Consider the following 19,721-nt stretch of genomic DNA (forward strand, 5'->3'; position numbering starts at 1 on the left):
TCAGGGAGCGAGTCAGGCGGCGCCTTCGGCATCGCGAGTCTTCGTCGCCCAGCGTTCCAGCAGAGCCGCCGCGGCGCCGCTGTCGACGGCGCTGGTCGCCTGTTCGACGCCTTCGCCCAGCGACGCGACGCGATCCGCTACCAGCAGCGTCGCCGCAGCGTTCGCCAGCGCGACGAATCGGGCGGGCGACTTCTCGCCGGCGAAGACGTCGCGGATGACGGACGCGCTTTGCGACGGACTCTCTACGCACAGGAGTTCCTTCGGCACGACGGGCAGGCCGAAGTCCTCGGGCTGCCAGGTCATGTGCCGGATGCCGGCGGGCGAGGCCTCGGTGACGAACGTCGCGCCGCCCAGCGTCACTTCGCCCAGGCCGTCGTCGCCGTGAATGACGAACGTCCGCTCGGTTCCGAGCCGCACCAGGGCTTCGGCCAGCAGATCGCGATGCTCGGCCTTGCCCGCGCCGAGAAGCTGCCGCTTCGCTCCCGCGGGGCTGCACAGGGGCCCGAGAAGGTTGAAGATCGTAGGGAAGGCGAGCGCCTGACGAACGTTCGCCACGTGCCGCATGGCGGGGTGAAACTTCCGCGCGAAGCAGAAGCAGACGCCGAGTTCGTCCAGGCACTCCGCCGCGCGTTCGAGCGACACGTCCAGATGGACGCCGAGCGCTTCGAGCACGTCCGCGCTGCCGGACTTGCTGGTCGCCTTCCGATTGCCGTGCTTGGCGACGGGGACGCCGCAGGCCGCGGCGATGATCGCGGCGGCGGTGCTGATGTTGAACGTGTCGCAGCCCGATCCGCCGGTTCCGCAGGTATCGACCGCGTCCGTGCGCCGGGTCGGCAGACGGTTCATCCGGGCCCGCATCGCCGCGGCGGCGCCGGCGACTTCGTCCGCGGTGACGCCCTTTTCCCGCCAGGCGGTCAGCAGCAGAGCGATCCGCTCTTCGGGCATCTGGCCGTCGAGCACGGGAAGCAGCACGCCTTCCGCCTCTTCCGCGGAAAGATCCGTTCCCCCCGCCAGTCGGGCGAGCAATGCATCAGCCGTCGCGAAAGACAAAACCGCCGCCTGTCGACGAAAGAATCGGGCCGCACGCCCCTGAGAAAGAGGCGTTCGGCAAATTCTAGTTCACGAGCCGCCAAGGCGGGGAGACGAGTCGCTGGGGGGCTTTCGTGGCAAAGTGACGATGAACTCGCTCGGAAGTCCGTGTGCCATGGCTGGCTTGCCCAGCCGTGTTTCGGAATCCCAGGTTCATGCGAGATTCTTGCGCAACAACGCAACATCGACGCAGCGGCCCGCACGGCTGGGCAAGCCAGCCGTGGCGCATGGATCGTGTCGGCCAGGACCGCTGAAGGTCGGCCCATCACTCAAGGGCGGTCCATCACGTCCTTCGGATGACCGCCATCCTCTTGTCGACTTCGTCGACCCCGATAGCGGAGCTATCGGGGCCAACCTGCTCGACGGCGGCTGGCCGCGGTCGAGCAGGAATTCTTCGAAGCAGATAACTTCATCGAACTGGTGTACGAAAAAGGCCGACGTCGGCTGGCGGGGGCGCGCGGTCGTCGTGGGCCAGTCGAGGGTCGATATCCGGAATCTCGACCGCGACGCCTGGGCCGGCGCTTATCCCCGCCGAAGGAACGATACGCGTTATCCACTTCCGAAGGCGACACTTTTCTATCGGGCTCGCCTGACCGGACTGCCGACCGGCGCCGAAGCGCCTTTTCCTCAGGCAGAAGTCCGGTATTCTGAGGGCGCTCGCGACGCGACCGTTCAAACCTCCTTCGCCGCCCGCCGGAACCTGACGATGAGCCTCGACCTGCAGGAACGCAAGAACCAGTTGAGGGAGCAGGCCCACGCCAATCGCAAGGCCCAGCCGGACAAGGAAGAGGTCAGTCAGCGGATCGTCGAACGACTCGTCGCGCGGCCGGAATACGCGGCGGCGAAGACGGTCATGTACTACATCGACGTCCGGACCGAGGTGAAGACGCGGCACGCGCTGCCCGACGCCCTCGCCTCGGGCAAGCGGATCGTCGTGCCGTACTGCGTCGAGGGGGAGCTGGAACTCTTCCTGCTGGAGTCGATGGAGGAGCTTTCCGTCGGCATGTACAAGATCCTGGAACCGCGAGAAGATCTGCGTCCCGTTCCGGAAAAACGAGTCGCGGTCGAAGAGCTCGACCTGGTCGTCGTGCCGGGAGTCGCGTTCGACCCCCGCGGCGCCCGGATGGGGCACGGCATGGGCTATTACGACAAGCTGCTGGAGCATGCCCAACCCGACACGCCGCTGATCGCCCTGGCGTTCGATTGCCAGGTCTTTCCGGAGATCCCGACGCAGGAGCACGACGTCTTCATGGACCTGATCCTGACCGAATCGACCGTCCACGTAGGGCGGGGACGTCAAGGCGGCGGGGCGGGGGCGAAGGAATGAGCGACGGATCGCAGGCGGTCGTCGTCGACACGTACGCGGAAGCGTTCCGCAGCGTCTTCGCGGAGGTTCTCGTTTCCGCCGCGAATCTCCGCTGGCTGACTCATGCCGCGAACGCGGCGACCGGGAACGCCTCCAGCACGATCCTGTGCGACTGCGAGGCGGCCGTCGACCGCTACGGCGGGCCGGGGACGGAGCATCTGCCGGGACACGATCCGGAGCTTCGCTCGCCGGACGGACGCACCTGTGCCGTTCTGCAATTTCACGTTCCGGCGTTCAAGAAGAACGCGGCGGAACTGCTCGAGCGGTCGCTGCTCGTCCGGATGAGCCAGAACGTGCTGACCTGTCCGACGGCACGGTGCTTCGGCTGGACCGACTCGCCCGATTACTTCCGCCTGGGGCGGAAGATCAGCTTCTTCGGCGACAAGCACGAGTACCGCGACCGGCGTTTCGACCGGGACGTCTGGATCATCCCGATCATGTCCGGCGAGTTCGTCATGGACCGCCGCTTCCCCTGGCGGAAGGGGATCATGGGCGGGAATCTGTGGTTCCTGGCCGAGAACGAGGAGGCCGCGGTCGAAGCAGCGGAGCGAGGGATGGTCGGCGTCGACCGGTCGCACGGCGTGATTGCACCCTTCCCGGGCGGCGTCGCGGCCAGCGCCTCGAAAGCGGGGAGTCAGTACAAGTTTCTGTTCGCCAGCACGTACGAGAAGTACTGCCCCAGCCTGCGGGAGAAGCTGGGCGAAGCGTCGGGCGTGCCGGAAGGCGTGAACTCCATCGCAGAGATCGTGATCAACGGGCCCGATCTGGAAACGATTTCCCGCTCCATGCAGTCCGCGATCGAGGAGAGCCGCTCGACGCCGGGCCTGCGGTTCATCTCTGCCGGAAACTACAACGGTCGCTTGGGCAAGAACTTTATCTACCTGCTGCCCGAGGCGGAGCGGGGCGCCGCGCAAAATACCTGACTCCGCCAGCCGCCGCGGCGAAGACGACTAAGGCGGCGTATTCCGTCTTCATCGAAAATACCGGATGACGGGCGGGCGCCGGGTAAGGTAAACTGCGGCCTGCACTTCGAGCGGCACGAACCCCTCGCCCTGGGAGCGCTTAGCGGCGACTTGTGTACGGAGGAGCATCGCCGAAGCAGCGATTGCGGGTCGCGCATTCCTTCGCGGATCCACGCGGCGACGGAACGACTCCCCCGATTTGCGATTATTTTCGGAACGCTCCGGCAAGAATCGCCCATCTGAGAGTAACTAACAGGGGCAGCCCATCCGCTCACCGGAATGGTTTCCCTCGCGATGCCCTGATCGGCGATCGCGAGGATGCCTCCGGAGTGCCTTTGAATTCCCGCCTTGATCGCCCGCCTGAACCCCGGCGTTCCACGGATCGCCCCTTCGCCGTCACGATCTTTTACGGACTCGTGACGCGACGTTTACCCATCCATCGCGTTTCATAAAAGACTCGCGTCGTTTTACGGAACGCCGCCGGTTTCCGATTCGTCCAAACCGAAACGGACGGCGTCCCCGCAGCGGAGATTCGACGAATGTTTAATCCGTATAGTCAGTGGCTCGGTCTTCCCGCGGATATCGAGAAGCCGAACTACTTCCACATTTTGCGGATCAAGACGGACGTCGCCGATCCAGAGGCGATCGCCAAGGCGGCTCAGCGGGCGACGCTGAAGGTGAAGTCGAATAAGCCGGGCGAGAACCTGCTGGAATGGAAGCAGCTCGTCGGGGAGATCGAAACCGCACGCGAGGTCCTCTCCGATCCGGAGACGCGGAAGGCGTACATCAAGCGCCTGCTCGCGGAGAAAAAGGCCCGCGACGAAGCGAAAGCGAACTCCGTCGAGTCGTCCGCGTTCGTCGAGGCGGCTGAGGAAGAAGCGGAGGCGGACTCCTACGCTTACGACGACGAGCCTGCGGAATCGGACGACGACGACGATCCGATGGCCGCCTGGAGCGCAGCTTACGGCGCCGCCAAACCGGCGAAACCTGCCCGTCCGGCCGGTCTGAAAGGCATCGGCCCGAAAGGCGCCCCGTCCAAGGGCATCGGGCCCAAGGGTATGTCGGAAGCGGAAGACGCTACGGGCCCGGTGCAGGTACGTCGGGCGGTTGCGGGACGCAAGAAGCCGAGCGCGCTGGCTTACGCCGCGATCGGCATCGTGTTTCTGCTCGCCATCGGGGGAGCGGCCTTCGGCGCGATGGTCGCCTTCCAGATGTTCGGGGACGAGGTCGTCGCCGTCGTCGATCCTGACAAGGCCGGCGGTCGACCCGCGGTTAATCCCGCGCCCGCAGCGCCCCGAGAAACCGAACCGGTCATTTCGCAAGCCACCGGTCCGGCGACGATCGCGGTCGGCGCCGAAGACGGCGGCGGGTTCGGTCGACCGATCGAAGCTGATCCGGCGATGGAAGAGCCGATGATGGAGGATCCGGCAACGGCGGACCCGACGATGGAGGATCCGGCGATGCCCGAGACGGGTAGTCCTGCGGCCGATCCGTTCACGGCGGCGATGCCCGAGGCTGACCCCGAACTCGCCGCGGCCGCTGCGCCCGACGATCCGTTCTTCGTCGAGCCGACGCTAAAGAAGTTCGGGTACGAATACGATCCCGAAGCCGCGGTGTCGGTCGCGATGACGGAAACGACGCCGGGCGCCGAGCCGATGGGCCGTGAACTGACCGACGAAGAGAAAGCGGAAGTGAACGCGGAACTGGCCGAGGTTCGCGAAATGCTGATTCGCCGCGAGGTGCCCCAGGCGGAGCAAAAGATCGCCGCGCTGCTGCCCAAGTTCGAGGGATCGCAGGCGGAGCAGAAGATCCAGGCGGTTCAACTCCTCACGCAGAAGTTCCGCGAGTTCTGGGTCGCCGTCGTCACCGGCTCGATGCGGACGACGACGGGCGTGCCGCTCGATTATGCAGGAACGTCCTTCTCGCTCGTGGAAGCGACTCCGCAACTGGTCGTCGTTCGCGTCGCGGGAGAGAACAAGCGCTGGGCGCCGGTAGCTCTGCCGGGCGGCCTGGCGAAGTTCTTCGCGGAGGCTAGTCTCAACGACGGTTCGGCCAACGCGGAGATCGTCATCGGCACGATCTACGCGCTCGAGAACGCCGGCGCCAAGGCCGATCAGGCCCGCGACCATTGGGAGCGGGCCGCCTCTGCCGGCGAAGAAGAGACCGTGGAGAAGCTGCTGCCGCTGCTCGCGGTCGAGGGGTGGAGCGTTCCCTGACGTCCTGCTTCGGGGGTTCTGATCGTCAGTCGATCGCGACGACGATCTTTCCGAAGTGGTCGCCGGTCTCGAGATAGTCGAACGCCTTCGCCGCGTCGGCGAAAGGGTAGACGCGATCGATGACGGGACGCAGCGGCTGCGTTTCGAGAAACGCGTTCATCGCCTCGAAATGCGATCGGCTGCCGACGTAGATGCCGCACAGGTTGGCGTTCTTCGCCATCAGCGGGAAGAGCGTCGTGTCGGGCGGACCGAAGCCCGTCAGCACGCCGATGAGCGCGATCGTTCCCCCCGGCGCGACGCTGGCGAGCGATTTGCCGAGCGTGCCTGGTCCGCCGACCTCGATCACGACATCGGCTCCGCGCCCCTGGGTAAGGCGTCCGACCTCCTTCTCCCACTCCGGCGTCGTGCGGTAGTTGATCGTTTCCGCCGCGCCGAGCCTCTTCGCTTTCGCAAGCTTTTCGTCGCTGGAACTCGTCACGATCACGCGGGCGCCCATCGCGGATGCGAACTGCAAGGCGAAGACGGAGACGCCGCCGGTCCCCAGCACGAGGACGGTCTGCCCCTTCTGCAGAGCCGCTCGTTCGACCAGTGACTGCCACGCGGTGAGCGCGGCACAGGGTAGACACGCGGCTTCCTCGTACGAGTAGGACGACGGAATCGGTACGACTCCACCCGCGCGCAGAACGACCTCCTCGGCCAGTATCCCGTCGAGCGTCCCGCCGAGATCGTTCTTATGGGCGGACATCTCGAACGGGCCGCTCTCCCAGGTCTGGAAGAAGCAGCCGGCGACGCGGTCGCCCGGTCGCACGTTCGCGACCCCTTCGCCGACCGCGACGACTTCGCCCGCCCCGTCGGACAGGGGAATGCGTCCCGCGACGTCGCGACCCGCCTTGTTCCGCACCGCGATGAGATCCCGATAGTTCAGCGAGGCGGCGTGGACGCGAACGCTGACCTCGCCTGGTCCGGGAGTCTTCGGCGGCGTTTCGCGCATCGCCAGGGCGTAGGCATCTCCGGAACGTTCGTAAACGTAAGCTCGCATCGCAGACCTCGAAGCGCCTCGGCGCCGTAACGGAACTGGCTGTAGTGGTCCGACATGGTCAACCGTCCTGTGTGCCATGCCCACATCGCGCCAGCAGGGTGGGCATGCAAGGTTCGGCCGGCCCTGAAGCATGCCCACCCTTCCTTCGGAGATGTGGGCATGGCACAGGGAGCGATCGAACCTGACGGTTAGAGGTTGATCGACCAGTAGGGTATCGTAACGCCTGGCGACGAATCGTTCGCTTCATCCCCGTTCACGCTGACCCGCGCCATGTCCGACGATCTGCTGCCCGAGGAAGACGACCTCACGGTTCCGAGCGAGTCGGGCGATCAGGCCCGGACGCGCCTGGCGGGCGAACGCACGTATCTCGCCGGCGAACGGACGCTGCTCGCGTGGGTGCGTACGTCGGTGGCGATGATGGGGTTCGGCTTCCTGGTCGCACGGTTCGGGCTGTTCCTGCGCGAGATGGCGGAGATGCAGCACGGCGAGCCGCGCACGGGCGTCGTCTGGTCGGCGCTGATCGGCACGGCGCTGGTCGCCGTCGGTGCGACGATCAACGTCTACGCCGTCGTCGAGCACGTCCAGTTTCTCCGGCGATTCCGCGACGATCGCACCGGCTTCGCGAGGCGATCGCTCTTTCCGCTCGCGCTGGCGGTGACGATGTCGGTCCTGGGCGCCGCGCTCGGCATCTATCTCATGAGCGCCGCGTAGCCGGTCGGCTCGCTCTCGCGGCGGGTCGCCTGATTCCGCGCGCCGGTTCGCATCCGGCGTAACGGTCGGAGGGCGGAGCGCCATCTTCGGCTATGCCTCGATCGCATGCACGTCCTGCGATCGGTTCGTAAGCCTCTCGAATCGTTCGTGAGCTAACGTGCTCGGTCGCCCCGTAAAAATGGTCGCAAGGCAGGCGATTTAATTGTTGCTGTCCAGGCGGTCGATCTCTATAAAACAATCGACCTGCCTCGATGAGTCGTCCGGCGCCGCCGGACGGCTCCCCGCCCGCTCCGCCATCCGATAGGAGACTCTGACGTGATCGACTTCAAGTTCGGTCGTACGCGAGGGAACTGCGAGGGGAGTTCTCGCCGCGATTTTCTGCGAGTGGGAACGCTGGGCATGGGGGCCGTCACGCTCGGCCAGACGATGCAACTGCGGGCCGAATCGGTCGCCTCCGGCCGGTCGCTCTCCGAGAAGTCCGTCATCTGGCTCTGGCTCAGCGGCGGTCCGACGCAGATCGAAACGTTCGATCCGAAGATGACCGCGCCGTCGGAATATCGCAGCGTCACGGGCGAGGTTCCGACCTCGCTCCCGGGCGTCACGTTCGGCGGCAACTTCGAACGAACGGCCAAGGTCGCCGACAAGATGGCGATCGTCCGCTCGTTCGCCCACACGAACAGCGGCCACTCGGGCGGCACGCACTACGTGATGACCGGCTACGACAACCGTCTGGCCGATAACGGCGCGGTGCCGGATCGTCCGAGCCTGGGCTCGATTCTGGCTCGCGTTCGAGGAACGAATCATCCCGAGACGGGGTTGCCGACCTACGTCCGCTTCGGCGGAATTTACGCCGACGGGCCGTCTTTCCTGGGCGCGGCCTACGGCGCGTTCGATCCCGCGGGCGAAGCGCGCCGGAACATGTCCCTGGTCGTCGATCGGGCGCGGCTGGAAGACCGCCGGGAGATGCTCGCCGGCATCGACAACGTCCGCCGGGACATCGACCGGAGCAAGCTGATGGAGGGGCTCGACTCCTTCGAGAAGCAGGCCTTCGACCTGATCCTGAGCAAGTCGCAGCAGGCGTTCGATCTGAAGTACGAAGATCCCCGCGTCGTCGATCGCTACGGCAAGGGTCTGGGCGAACAGATGCTGCAGGCCCGGCGGTTGTGCGAGGCGGGCTGCGGCTTCGTCACGATCAACTACGGCGGCTGGGACATGCACAGCAACATCAAGACGGAGATGGACCGCCGCGGGCCGGAGATCGATCGCGCTATCTCGGCCCTGGTCGAGGATCTTCACCTGCGCGGCCAGCTCGATAACGTGCTGCTCGTCGTGTCGGGCGAGTTCGGACGCACTCCCAAGATCAACGGCAGCGCCGGACGCGACCACTGGGCTCCGCTCAGCACGCTCGCGCTCGCGGGCGGCGGACTCAAGATGGGGCAGGTGATCGGCGAATCGGCGGAGAAAGCGGACGTCCCCAAGACGACGCCCATCACGCCGCAGGACCTCTTCGCGACCGTCTTCGAAGTCCTCGGCATCGACCGCCGGATGCAGTTCACCAACCAGTCGGGACGGCCGACCTACCTGATCGAGAACGGCAAGCCGATTCCGGAACTGGTTTAGCCGAATCGAATCGGATCGGCCGCGTTCGTTCGTCAGCGCGAGAGACCTCCCGGTCTCTCGCGCTTTTCGTCGCGGCCGAAGTTCACGCCGTCATCAGCAGAATGGCGTAGGCGACGACTCCGACGGACAGCAGTCCCGCTGCAGGCGCCCAGACGAGCGCGTGGGAGAGGGCGTTCGATCGCTGCCCCGCGGGTCCGTCGAACTGAGCGACGATCTTCTGCCTGCTGAGATAGACGACCTGGAACAGCAGCCAGGTCAGAGTGACTGCGAATAAGGCTGTGTAGAACGCTAACACGATCAACCCCACATCGAACTCCGCCTCAGCCGGCGCGATTCCTTCAGCCGCCACGTCGGCCACGATCTCCTCGTAGCTCAGCGGGACATAAAAACGAGCTACGTACGGCATATCGGTGACCAGCATCGCGAGCGAAGCCCAGCAGGTTCCGACGGTCAGCGAGCGTCCCCACGGCTGGCGAAGCAGCATACCGACGCTTGCCAGCAGAGTAATCGCGTAGAGCGCGTAGGCGAGATACATGCTGACCGTTTCCCAACTCCTCCACATCGCTCCGGCAGATTCCGGAATCAGGTTCGGCTCCGGATCGCCGCCGATCGCGAACATCAGCGCTACCGCGGTGAACAGGTTCACGACCGCGATGACGTAGACGGCGAGGGAAAGCGACGGGGTCGCTTCGGCGACGGGGAAAGCGTGGGGCGACCCGCCGGCGAAGAACGCTCCTTCGCCTTTCTCCGAGATCGTACGAAGTTCGCTCGTGATCTGGCTGGCCTGCTGCCAGCGCCGTTCGGGTTCGCGCTCGAGCGAGCGGAGTACGACCTCGTCCAGCCGCACGTCGATCCGCGCCTTCTGCGACGGCGGCGGAAACCTGCCCGCGGGCGTCTCGCCCGTGAGCAGTTCGTAGAACACGACCCCGAGGGAGTAGATGTCCGCGCGGTGGTCGATCCGTTCCGAGCCGTCCATTTGCTCAGGCGCCATGTACCGCGGGGTGCCCATGACCTGGCGCGTGGCGGTCAGCGACGGCTGCGGTAACTCGCGTCCCAGCAGCTTCGCCAGCCCGAAGTCGGCGATCTTCACGCGACCGCGTCGGTCTAGCAGCACGTTCTCCGGCTTGATGTCGCGATGCACCACGCCTTCGTCGTGCGCATATTGCAGCGCGTCGCAGATCTGCGGCACGATCGCCAGCGCCTCCGCAGGCGAGAGCGAAGCCTTCATCGCCCGACGAAGATCGGCGCCGTCGACGTACTCCATCAGGATCCAGCAGAGCGATCCCGCCTGTCCGAAGTCGTAGACGCCGACGACGCCCGGATGGCTGAGCTTGGCCAGCGCCCGGGCTTCCCGCTTGAAGCGTTCCGCGAAGGCGGCGTCCCGTCCGACCTGCGGGGGCAGAATCTTCAACGCCGCGAACCGGTCGAGCCCGGGTTGCCGGACCTTGAACACCGCCCCCATGCCGCCCTGGCCGAGCAGTTCCAGGATTTCGAGCTGCGGAAAGAGCCGGCGCAATTCCTCGACGCTGGGCGGCTCGAAACGACCGTCCGGTCCCGCCGTCGCGGCGACGGAGGGATCGCCGGCAAGCGAATCGGAGGCGAGCCCGGCACGCAGCAGACAGCGGGGGCAGATCCCCTGCGGAGCGTCGGCGGGGACGGGGGAGTGGCACTGCGGGCAGAAAAGCGAGGTCGACATCGTTCGGCGATCCGGTCGAGGAGGGTTCTCGCTCTTCCTTACGGCTTTTCCGTTGCAGCGTAACGCGCACTCGCTGAATATCTTCGCGGCGCCGGGGAATCGCCGCGATCGGACCCGGTTCAGTCGCCCAGCGACTCCATCAGCCGGGCGATTTCGTCGTCGATCGATTCGTCGTCCGCGACGGTGCGACGAACCTCTTCGCGAAAGATCTCGCGGTAGCGCCGGCGGAGGCGATAGGCGGCCTGCTTCGCCGCGACGGAGGAGACGCCGAGTTCGGCTCCGACGTGCTCGTAGTCCTCGCCGTCGCCGACCCCGGAAATCGTCCGCTTCAGAATCTCGAACGCCGCTCGCTTGTCAGCCCGAGTCCATTCCTGTTCGAGCGTCGCGAGCGCCTGCTCGATCAGCGTCACGGCCCAGCGTCGGTCGTACAGCCGCTCGGCCGTCGAGTCGTGCGACGGCTCCCGCAGGTAGCGCGACTCGCCCGCCGCGAAATCGAGGGAGAAGGTCCGCTGTCCGCCGCCTCGCTTGGCGGCATTCGCTTTCGCCCGTTCGTCGGCGAGAAAGTTCGAGATGGCCGCCCGCAGGAAGGTGCGGAAGCGTCCTCGCGTCGGGTCCGCCTTGGCGAGCGTTCCCTTTTCGATCGCGTGCGCGAAGAAGGCCTGCGTCAGATCCTGGGCATCCTGGGCCGAGCCGATCCGACCGCGAACGAAGGCGTAGACGGGATACCAGTAACTCCGGCAGAGTTCTTCGAGCGCCTCGCGGCGTTCGGCGCTGTCCGCGTCGCCTGCCGCGGCGACGACGCTCCAGCGGGTCGTGGCGAAACGGCCCGGCATGTCGTCCGACGGATAGGCGTGCGCATCGTCCATGCCGGCATTCTATTCCGCTGCATGGATTCCTTCGCCAGCGAAGCTCTTACTTCGCCGCGACGTCGGCGGTCGCCTGGGCGTCGCCTTCGGAGGGAAGTTCGAGCACGTGCAGCGGCTGGCCGTTCTGGCCGTTGAAGAGATAGAGCCTCCCCTCGGCGTCGCCCGCTGCGACGACCGTCCCGTCCGGGGTGACGTCGACGGCATGCAGCCAGGCCTTCGCTTCGGGGAAGTTGCGGACGTCGCCTCCGTTGGCCGAGTTCCGCATGCGAACCCGGCGGTCGCCGCCCGAGGTAACGAACTCGTCGCGATCGGCGAGAAAGCGGATCGCGGTGACGTGCTTCACGTAGCCCTGGTCGATGGTCCGCTGCTGATCGCCCGTCGCGGCGTCCCAGACCTTCACCGCGGCGTCGGCGCCGGCGCTGGCCAGGGTGCGCCCGTCGCTCTTCCAGTCGACGCCGAGGACGTAGTTCGTATGCCCTTCGTAACGGCGAATCTGCTGGCCCGCGGCGACGTCGAACGAGCGGAGGTACTTGTCCGCTCCGCACGACGCGATGCGACTGCCGTCGGGAGAGAGGCGGGCGGAGTAGATCACGTCGTCATGCGCGGCGGGCAGATGGAATTCGCGAACACCGTCTGCGACGCGAAAGAGGGCGAGTTCTCCGCTGCGCGAGGGGACTCCGCTGCCGACGAGCAGGCGCTGCGAATCGGCGGAAAAGTCGACCGCCGTGACGCGATGCACGATCGTCGCGGGATCGTCGACGGAGCCGATCGTCCGTTCGAGAATCCAGCCGGGCTGAGCCGCCCAGACGCGGAGCGTACCGTCCGCCGACGCCGAGACGACCGAATCGTTTCCGGCAAACATGGCATTCGAGACCGCCGCCGCGTGACCGGCATAGGCCGCGAGCGCGGCGCCGGTCTCGCCGTCCCATGCATGAACCGACCCGAAGTCGCCTCCCGTGACGAGCGTCTCTCCGTCGGGCGAGAAGGCGATCGAGCGGGCGGGCTTTTCGGCCTCCTTCATTTTCAGGTCCGCCGCCGCGAGCGCTTCGTCCGCCAATTTCAGCGCTGCCTCGGCATCGGTCGCCTCCTGCTTGCGAACGGGCACGAGATCCTGCGCCTCCTTCAGTTCCCGGGCGGAGATCGCGTTCTGCTGCGAGGCGAGATTCTGCGCAGCCGCGGCCTTCTCGAGGGCGGCGAGAGCTTCCGTATAGGGCTTCAGCGCTTCGGCGACCTTCTTGGCGGCTTCGTCCGCGGCGGTCGCCGCGGTCATGGCGGCCTGCGTCGGCGCCTGAATCGCGGCGGTCTTCTGCGCGACGGCCTGTTGCAACGCCTCGAGTTCGGTCTTCGCCTGATCGAGTTTCGCCTGCATGGTCGTCGGGTCGCCGAGCGCTGCCGCCGCCTGTTGCAGCCTGGTCTGACGCTCCTGGGCGCCGCGGACGGACTCGGTCGCCAGCTTGGCCTCGTTCTCGGCCTGCTCCTTCGCGGCCAGAGCCAGCTTCGAAGCCGCGGCGGCGTCGATCGCCGCTTTCTCCGCTGCCGTCTTGGCGGTCTTCAGCGTTTCGAGCGCGGCCGTCTTGTCGGCCACGTCCTTGTTCGCGACCGCGAGCGTTTCGGCGATCTTGCGATCGGCCTCGGTCTTGAGCGGGACGTCCTTCTCCGCCTCGTCGAGCAGACGCTTCGCCAGTTCCAGCCGGCTGTTCGAGGCGTTGCGATGTCTCTGGGCGTCGGCGTGAGCGTTCTTCAACCGGATGTCGCCCCGCATTTCGGCGATCTGCTGCGTGTTGCGATTCCACAGCCGGATCGTTCCGTTCTCGCCCGACGCCGCCAGCCGCTGGCCCGTCGGATGAATCGCGACCCCCGTGACGGCGGCGCCATGATTGAACGTCGCGTCGGCCTGGCCGTTCTCCAGGTTCCAGCGGCGAACGGTCGCGTCACGACTGCCCGACCAGACGCGCTGAGCGTCGACAGGATCGGCGACCAGCGACGTAATCGGCTGGGTGTGTCCCGCGATCGTTTTGCGGGCTCTCATCGTCGAACGAACGCTGCTTGAAGGCGCCGCGACGATGACGCGGTTCCCCGCAGTCGACGTCAGCGCGAGAGCGGGCTCCGCCGGCTCAGGAAGGCGTTCCAGCAGGGTTCCGGTCGCGACGTCGAAGACCTGCGTCTGCGGAGTAGGGCCGCCGAGGGAGATCGCCACGCGCGTCGCGTCGGAGGAATAAGCGACAGCGACGGGAGGGCCGGGAAGATTACCGATCGCCCCGACGCCGAGTTGTCCGCCGTCGCTCCGCCACAGGCGGACCTGGTTGTTCTCGCCTGCCGTCGCGAGCGCGGTTTCGTCATGCGAAACGGCGAGGTCCCGAACCGCGGCGCCATGTCCTGTGGCGAGCGCCTGGGCGCCGGTCGCGACTTCGTGAGCTCGCAGCGTGCCGTCCTTCGCCAGCGAGTAGAGTCGCTGGCCGTTCGACGTGAAGGCGAGTTCCGCGACGGGCTGCGTCGACCCCTCGATCCGCCTCACGAACCGCAGCGATCGCTCCAGAACGCCTTTGTCGCCCGACGCCAGGAGCAGGCGGTCGTTCGCTTCGAGGAAGGTCGCCCCGACGACGCCCGCTTCCGTGAACGCTTCGAGCGTTCGACCCGTCGCCGCATCCCAGACGCGAACCTCGCCGCCGTCGGAATTCGCGACGACCCGCGTGCCGTCGGCGGAGAAGGCGATCTGCTTCGCCGGCTTGGAGAGCCCGAGCAGTTCGACCGGCACGCCGCCGTCCGCCGCGTTGACGATGCGGACCTTGCCGTCCTCCAGCGCGAAGGCCATACGGTTCTCGTCGGCAGTCATCGCGAACGCGGTCGGGACTGCCGGCAGATCGATCGCCCGCAGTTGGGCGCCGTCGGCAGGATTCCAGAAGCGAACGGACTTGTCGCGTCCGACGGACCATGTCTGCCCCTGACGAAAGCCGATCGCGAGCGCCGGCGCCGTGTGCCCCTTCGACTCCGACAGGAGGGCGCCGTCCGGCACGTTCACCAGCTTCTGCGCTCCGTCCGGGAAGCCGAGCAGCGCCTGCGTCCCGTCGGGATTCAGCGCCAGCGCGACGGCGCTCGCAGCGATCGCAGGATGAGCGGAAATCTTCTTCGCTTCCGGCGTCGTCAGGTCGAGCGTACGGAGCGAGCCGTCGGCGCCGACGATCGCCAGTCGCGCGTCGTTCGTCGAGATCGCGACGAGGGCGCCGGCAGCGTCGGGCAGGACGACTGTCTGTCGGGGCTGCCCCGAAGCAGCGTCCCAGACCGTCGCCGATCGTTTGCCGTCGACGAGGCCCGTCGTCAGGACGAGCTTCCGCGACGGACTGAGCCGAACGGTTTCTGCCGCACGCCCGGCGAAGGCGCCCGGCGTCGCGGGGGTCGCCGACGTCATCCGCCAGAGATCGATCGACCCGTCCGACGATCCGGTCGCGACCCAGTCCCCGGCAGGCGTCGCCGAGAGGGCGGTCAGCGCTTCCGATCCTCCCCGCCACTCCGAAACGGCGGTCGGATTCGCGAGGGGCGCCACCTGAACCTGCCCCTGTTTCGTCGCGACGACGAGCGAGAGCGCTGCCGACGGCGTCGCTGCGGCATCGGAGGGCGAAGCCGGCGCCGGAGGAGCGGTCGGTCCCATGAAGGCGATTGCCGCGACTCCGCCCGCGACGTCGAGCGTGGCGACTTCCTCATCGAGCGGCGCGCCTTCCGGCGTCGCGACGCGGGAGACGCGAAGCTTCCCCTCCGCGGTCGCCGTCGCGAGCAGCGTCCGGTCATGCGAGAACGCAGCGAGCACGGCAGGCGCCAGAGGAGTCTGCAGCTTCGAAGGCAGATCGGTCGGCACGTCCCACGTGCGAAGCAGGTTCTCCTCGCCTCCTGTGACCAGCGCCTCAGGCGGAGCAGGCATCCCTTCAGCGGGAGCCGCCGACCTGACGAAGGCGACTGCGTTGACGCCGACGGGAGCATGCACGGCGCCTGCCAGGATTCCGTCGGCAGCGTTCCAGAGCCGCACGGCTCCGTCGACGCTGGTGGAGGCCAATAGGCTTCCGTCGCCCGAGAACGCGAGCGATTTCACTTCCGCGGCGTGACCCGCCGTCTTCGCGACGACCGCGCCGTCGGCAGAGGCGTAGATGCGGACCTTTCCCGAAGCGTCGGCGACGGCGATGCGGGTCGCGTCGGGGCTGACCGCGGCGACCGCGATAGGGCCGCCCCACTCGATCTTCAGGCGTTCCACGTCGCGGGGCCGCCGCCAGAGCTTGACCTCCCGGAAGCCGCCCGAGGCGAGCAGCTCCCCCTGGCGATCGAAGGCGAGCGACTGCACCAGATCGCGATGCGCAATCCCGGGCGCTCCGCCGTCGACGGTCGACAGCGCCGGATCGTCGAGCTGCGCGATCAGGCCGCCGGTCGGAACGTGGTAGAGGTAGATGCGGTTCGCCCGGGTGCAGGCGGCGATCTGGCCGTCGCGAGTCAGCGCAACCGCGAGCGTCGGATGGACGCCGGAGGGAAGGGGCCGCCACTTCATGACCGTAGCGCCCGCGCTCGCCGCATCGGGCTTGGCGCCGAAGTCGATCCAGCGCTTGAGCAGGCCGAGCTCCTTCGGCGTGAGGTTCGCCGCCGCGACGTCGTTCCCTTCGGGCGGCATGACCGAATCGGCGGCATGCGAGGCGGCGAGGAACAGGAGGCTCTCGGCGCCTTTGCCCGGCACGATCGCGGGCCCGGTGTCGCCACCTTTCAGCATGGCCTCGGGCGTTTCGAGCACGAGACCCCCCTGCTGTTCGCTGGCGGAGTGGCAGGCGAGGCAACTCTTCCTGAGCGACGGGAGAACGTCCTTCTCGAACGACGCCTCCGCGCCGGGAGCCGGTTCTTCCACCGCGATCGGCGCGGCTTGCGACGGAGACACGAACGGAACCGCGAACAGGCTTGCGAGGCCCAGCGCGGCGAAGCGAATTCGTCGGCGAAGGAAGGACATGGCGAATGCCGATCGAAGGGGCAGGGCGGGGAGCGTCGATTCTCGGCGAGCGGAGGGCGTGAGCCCTCCGTGCCTTTTCGGCGAGGCGGCGGCGGGGGGGCTTACGGCGTCGGCTTCGGAACCTCGACGACCGTCAGCGTCAGCGGCCGGTCGAAGGTCAGTTGCTGGCCGTTCCAATTCATCTGAACGCGGACGGTCACGAGGTGATCGCCCGGCGTCGCGGTCGGCTGGGCCGTGAGTTCCAGTTTACCTTCGGTCTGTCCGGCAGCGATCGCTGCGTTCGTCATCTGGACGCCGTTCAGCCCGCTGACCGGCTGCGGCTGGACGTTGACGTTCTCGTTGAACTCGTACAGGCGGGCGATCTTGATCGGAAGTTCGACCTTCTCGCCCTGCTTGACCGTCGCCTTGTCGGCGAAGGCGTCGACGCGGATCGGGAACTCCGCGATCGAGATCCGCACGCTGTTCGAGGGGACGAAGGCGTTGACGCCGCGAGGATTCGATTCCTGCTTCTTCTGGTTGGCGAACTGATCGGCCCTCTGCTTCTCCTGCTGGGCCTGCTGCTGGAAAGTCTGGGCGGTCTGAAGCGCCGCATCGGCCTCCTGCTTCGCTTTGTCGGCGGCTTCTCGCATCGACGTGGCGTCGGTCAGCGCCTTCGCCGCTTCCTCGTTCGCCTTCTTCATCGCGTCGACAGCGGTCTGGGCGTCGACGACCTTCTTCTCCGCTTCCGCCGCTGCCTGTGCGAGCGCCGCATCGTCGGTCTTCGCGGCTGCGGCGGCTTTCCTCGCGTCACGGTCGGCGGTGGCCTGCACGAGCGCGGTCTCGGCGGTCTTCAGATTCTGATCGGCCTGCGTCTTCGCGCTCGTGGCCTGCGTCAGCGCCGTCGTCGCCTGGGTCAGTTCGGTCTGACGGGTCTGCGCGAGCTTTTGCGATTCCTGCGTCTTGGCCTGGGAGTCGGCTAGGATCTTCGCGACGCGTTCCTGACGCTGGACCGCCTTCTCGGCGGCGGCAGGGTTCCTCGCGTACTGCATCTGCTGACAGAAGCCGGCGAGGTAAAAGTCGTAGATGCCCGGCTTCGTCGCCGCCTGGATGCGCAGTTCGAACTCGCCCGTGGCGCCGATGCTGACCTGCTGGGCCTGGATGCCGGGCGGCAGTCCCATCGGGAAGCCGATCAGGCTGCCGCCGGTTCCGGGCTTGATATCGGCGCGGAAGGGAATTTTCAGGACGCCGCCGCGGGAGGTCGCGAACGTTTTGCCCTCGCCGATCGTGACGGCGATCGGCGCCGCTTCGTCGGCAGAAACGGAAACGTACAGCGTCTCCGAAACGCGTGCGGGAACGCTTCCGACGTCGGCGTTGGGCTGGTTGAACTGAAACGGGCGAAGGGCGAAGCCGCAGCGCGCGGGACGTGCGACTTCCGCGCCGTTGACGAGACCCTTGCCGACGACGCGCACCGACGCGGCGCCGACCGGCGCGTCCGCCGTCGCCGTGAGGACGATGGTGCCCAGATCGCAACCGGGGCCGATGACGGTTTCGCTGGCGGTGACGCCGGGCGGCAGACCTTCGACGGAGACGCGAATCTCGCCCGCGTATCCGTCCCGACGCCGGGCGTAAACGCGAATCACGTCGCGGCCTCCCTTTCGAAGGAGAGCCGCGCCGTAAGAGTCGCCCGTCGCGGCGGCCAGGCGGAAGTCCGGCGCCGGAGGCCGAACCGTCAGGCGATAAGCCAGCCGCGGATCGCTGTGCAGCGACGCGTAGGAGTCGCGGACGAGAATGCGGTAGGTCCCGTCCTCCGCAGGATCGAGGACGTAGGCCGGGTCGGACGTCCTCACGTCGAACTCGTGGCGACCCGCTCGGTTGGACGGATTGTTCGGTTCCAGCGGCGCGGGGTCGTCGACGAACGCGACCTCCTGCGCTTCGACCGTTCCGTCCTCCTTCGTCACGAGCCGCTGAACGAGCAGCGACGGATCGGCAGGCAGTCCCAGACGCTCGCACCAGAGCTCGATCGCGACCGGCTCGCCCTTTTTCGCGTCGAACGTGAACCAGTCGGCGTCGCGCTGCGGATAGAACTGACCCGCGACTTCGCACGGAAGCGTCAGCCGCTGGGGCGCCTCGGGCGAGTCGTTCGACGCCTCTTCGCGCACGACCGGCGCGCTCGCCGTTTGCACGAGCACAGCGTTCGAGCGGAACGGGCCGCTCTCGACGCGAAAGGCGACGCCTTGTTCGAACGCCTGATGGGGTCCGATCGGCAGCGCCGCATCGAGCGCCGCGGAAGGATCGGCCGGCGTGGCGATCCGGACCTCCATCGCATCGAGCGGACGACCGTCGAGCGCGAGACCGCTCGGCTTGCCGCCCGGCAGGTTGCGACCGTAGACGGTGAAAAGATCGTTGCCGTTGGGCGAACCGGCCGGCGGGAAAACGAAGTCGATATGCGGAACCGCGCCGATCGCGAGGCGATACGAGTAGCCGGCGCCCTGACCGAACAGGACGTCGTGAACTTTGAGGCGGTACGTTCCTTCAGTCGGCAAAACGGCGTCGATCAGAGCGTCGCCCGCCTGTCCCGCTCGATGCTCGCCCAGGCCGGAGCCGTCGGGCCCGACCAGCGACATCGCCACGTCCATCCGCGAATCGAGCCGCCGGGCGAAGGCCTCGATCAGTAACCTCTCGCCCCGCTTGCCTTCGAAAGCGAACCAGTCGACGTCGGCATTCGCGACCGCCTGGCCATGCACGGCCGCGGGGAGCGTGACGGGCGTCGCCTCTTCCGGCTGATCGTTCGGTTCGACTTCCAGCGTGCCGGCGAGCGGGCTGACGACGAACGAGCGCGGGTTCGAGAGTCCGTACTTACCCGCGGCGCGGACTTCGTAGACGCCCTGCGGGACATCGGCGGCGACCTTCACGAGGAAGACGTTCTCGACCGGCTGCGGCCCCTCGTCGAAGGGCGTCGGCTCGGCCAGCTTCCGCTGGGCCGTAATCCCCGCGTGCGAGAAGAGCAGGCGATCGACGTCGTCCAGATCTTCGCCTCCGATCGTCAGCTCGAGTTCGCTGTTCGGCGAGGCGCCGAGCGGAAAGATCCCGTCGAGCTGCGTCGCAGGGAGCTGCGCGAAGGCGGGCGCGGCGAAGAGCGCGCAGCCGACAAGGAACGCGAAGGATGCGAGCGAGCGGCGGGGGAGGGGAGTCATGGCGAGTC

General features: G+C 67.2%; 11 protein-coding genes. 5 read left to right on the top strand and 6 right to left on the bottom strand.

Features of this window, described 5'->3' with window-relative positions; translation table 11 throughout:
- Positions 1 to 12 precede the first annotated feature (12 nt).
- Complete coding sequence (gene trpD / locus SH602x_RS16215) at positions 13 to 1,026, bottom strand: anthranilate phosphoribosyltransferase (RefSeq protein ID WP_479473299.1); 1,014 nt, start codon at positions 1,024 to 1,026, stop codon at positions 13 to 15.
- A gap of 769 nt (positions 1,027 to 1,795) precedes the next feature.
- Here trpD and SH602x_RS16220 point away from each other — a divergent pair.
- The 3 genes from SH602x_RS16220 (at position 1,796) to SH602x_RS16230 (ending at position 5,633) form a co-directional block, all read left to right on the top strand.
- A complete protein-coding gene (locus tag SH602x_RS16220) occupies positions 1,796 to 2,416 on the top strand; it encodes a 5-formyltetrahydrofolate cyclo-ligase (protein ID WP_479473300.1) in 621 nt (206 codons plus the stop codon).
- The gene (locus tag SH602x_RS16225; protein WP_479473301.1) at positions 2,413 to 3,378 is read left to right on the top strand and encodes a hypothetical protein; all 966 of its coding nucleotides are present in this window, start codon (positions 2,413 to 2,415) and stop codon (positions 3,376 to 3,378) included. Before SH602x_RS16220 ends, SH602x_RS16225 begins: the two co-directional genes overlap by 4 nt.
- 578 nt (positions 3,379 to 3,956) lie before the next feature.
- Positions 3,957 to 5,633: a hypothetical protein gene (locus SH602x_RS16230; RefSeq protein ID WP_479473302.1), complete on the top strand. Its 1,677-nt coding sequence runs from the start codon at positions 3,957 to 3,959 to the stop codon at positions 5,631 to 5,633.
- A gap of 25 nt (positions 5,634 to 5,658) precedes the next feature.
- Here SH602x_RS16230 and SH602x_RS16235 read toward each other — a convergent pair whose 3' ends face one another.
- Entirely contained in the window at positions 5,659 to 6,672 is a 1,014-nt protein-coding gene (locus SH602x_RS16235) for a zinc-dependent alcohol dehydrogenase family protein (protein WP_479473303.1), read from the bottom strand.
- A gap of 270 nt (positions 6,673 to 6,942) precedes the next feature.
- Between SH602x_RS16235 and SH602x_RS16240 the strand changes: the two genes are divergently transcribed.
- Both SH602x_RS16240 and SH602x_RS16245 read left to right on the top strand, forming a co-directional pair.
- Entirely contained in the window at positions 6,943 to 7,383 is a 441-nt protein-coding gene (locus SH602x_RS16240; RefSeq protein WP_479473304.1) for a YidH family protein, read from the top strand.
- 315 nt (positions 7,384 to 7,698) lie between these two features.
- Entirely contained in the window at positions 7,699 to 9,003 is a 1,305-nt protein-coding gene (locus SH602x_RS16245) for a DUF1501 domain-containing protein (protein WP_479473305.1), read from the top strand.
- An 82-nt stretch (positions 9,004 to 9,085) separates the two neighbouring features.
- Here the strand turns inward: SH602x_RS16245 and SH602x_RS16250 are convergent, their stop codons facing one another.
- The 4 genes from SH602x_RS16250 to SH602x_RS16265 form a co-directional block, all read right to left on the bottom strand.
- Positions 9,086 to 10,699, bottom strand: coding sequence for a serine/threonine-protein kinase (locus tag SH602x_RS16250; RefSeq protein ID WP_479473306.1), 1,614 nt, complete (start codon positions 10,697 to 10,699; stop codon positions 9,086 to 9,088).
- A 119-nt stretch (positions 10,700 to 10,818) separates the two neighbouring features.
- The gene (locus tag SH602x_RS16255) at positions 10,819 to 11,565 is read right to left on the bottom strand and encodes an RNA polymerase sigma factor (RefSeq protein ID WP_479473307.1); all 747 of its coding nucleotides are present in this window, start codon (positions 11,563 to 11,565) and stop codon (positions 10,819 to 10,821) included.
- A gap of 46 nt (positions 11,566 to 11,611) precedes the next feature.
- Positions 11,612 to 16,540, bottom strand: a complete 4,929-nt coding sequence (locus SH602x_RS16260; protein WP_479473308.1) for a c-type cytochrome domain-containing protein — start codon at positions 16,538 to 16,540, stop codon at positions 11,612 to 11,614.
- A 101-nt stretch (positions 16,541 to 16,641) separates the two neighbouring features.
- A complete protein-coding gene (locus SH602x_RS16265) occupies positions 16,642 to 19,713 on the bottom strand; it encodes a hypothetical protein (RefSeq protein ID WP_479473309.1) in 3,072 nt (1,023 codons plus the stop codon).
- Positions 19,714 to 19,721 lie beyond the last annotated feature (8 nt).

Source organism: Lignipirellula cremea, assembly GCF_056501455.1.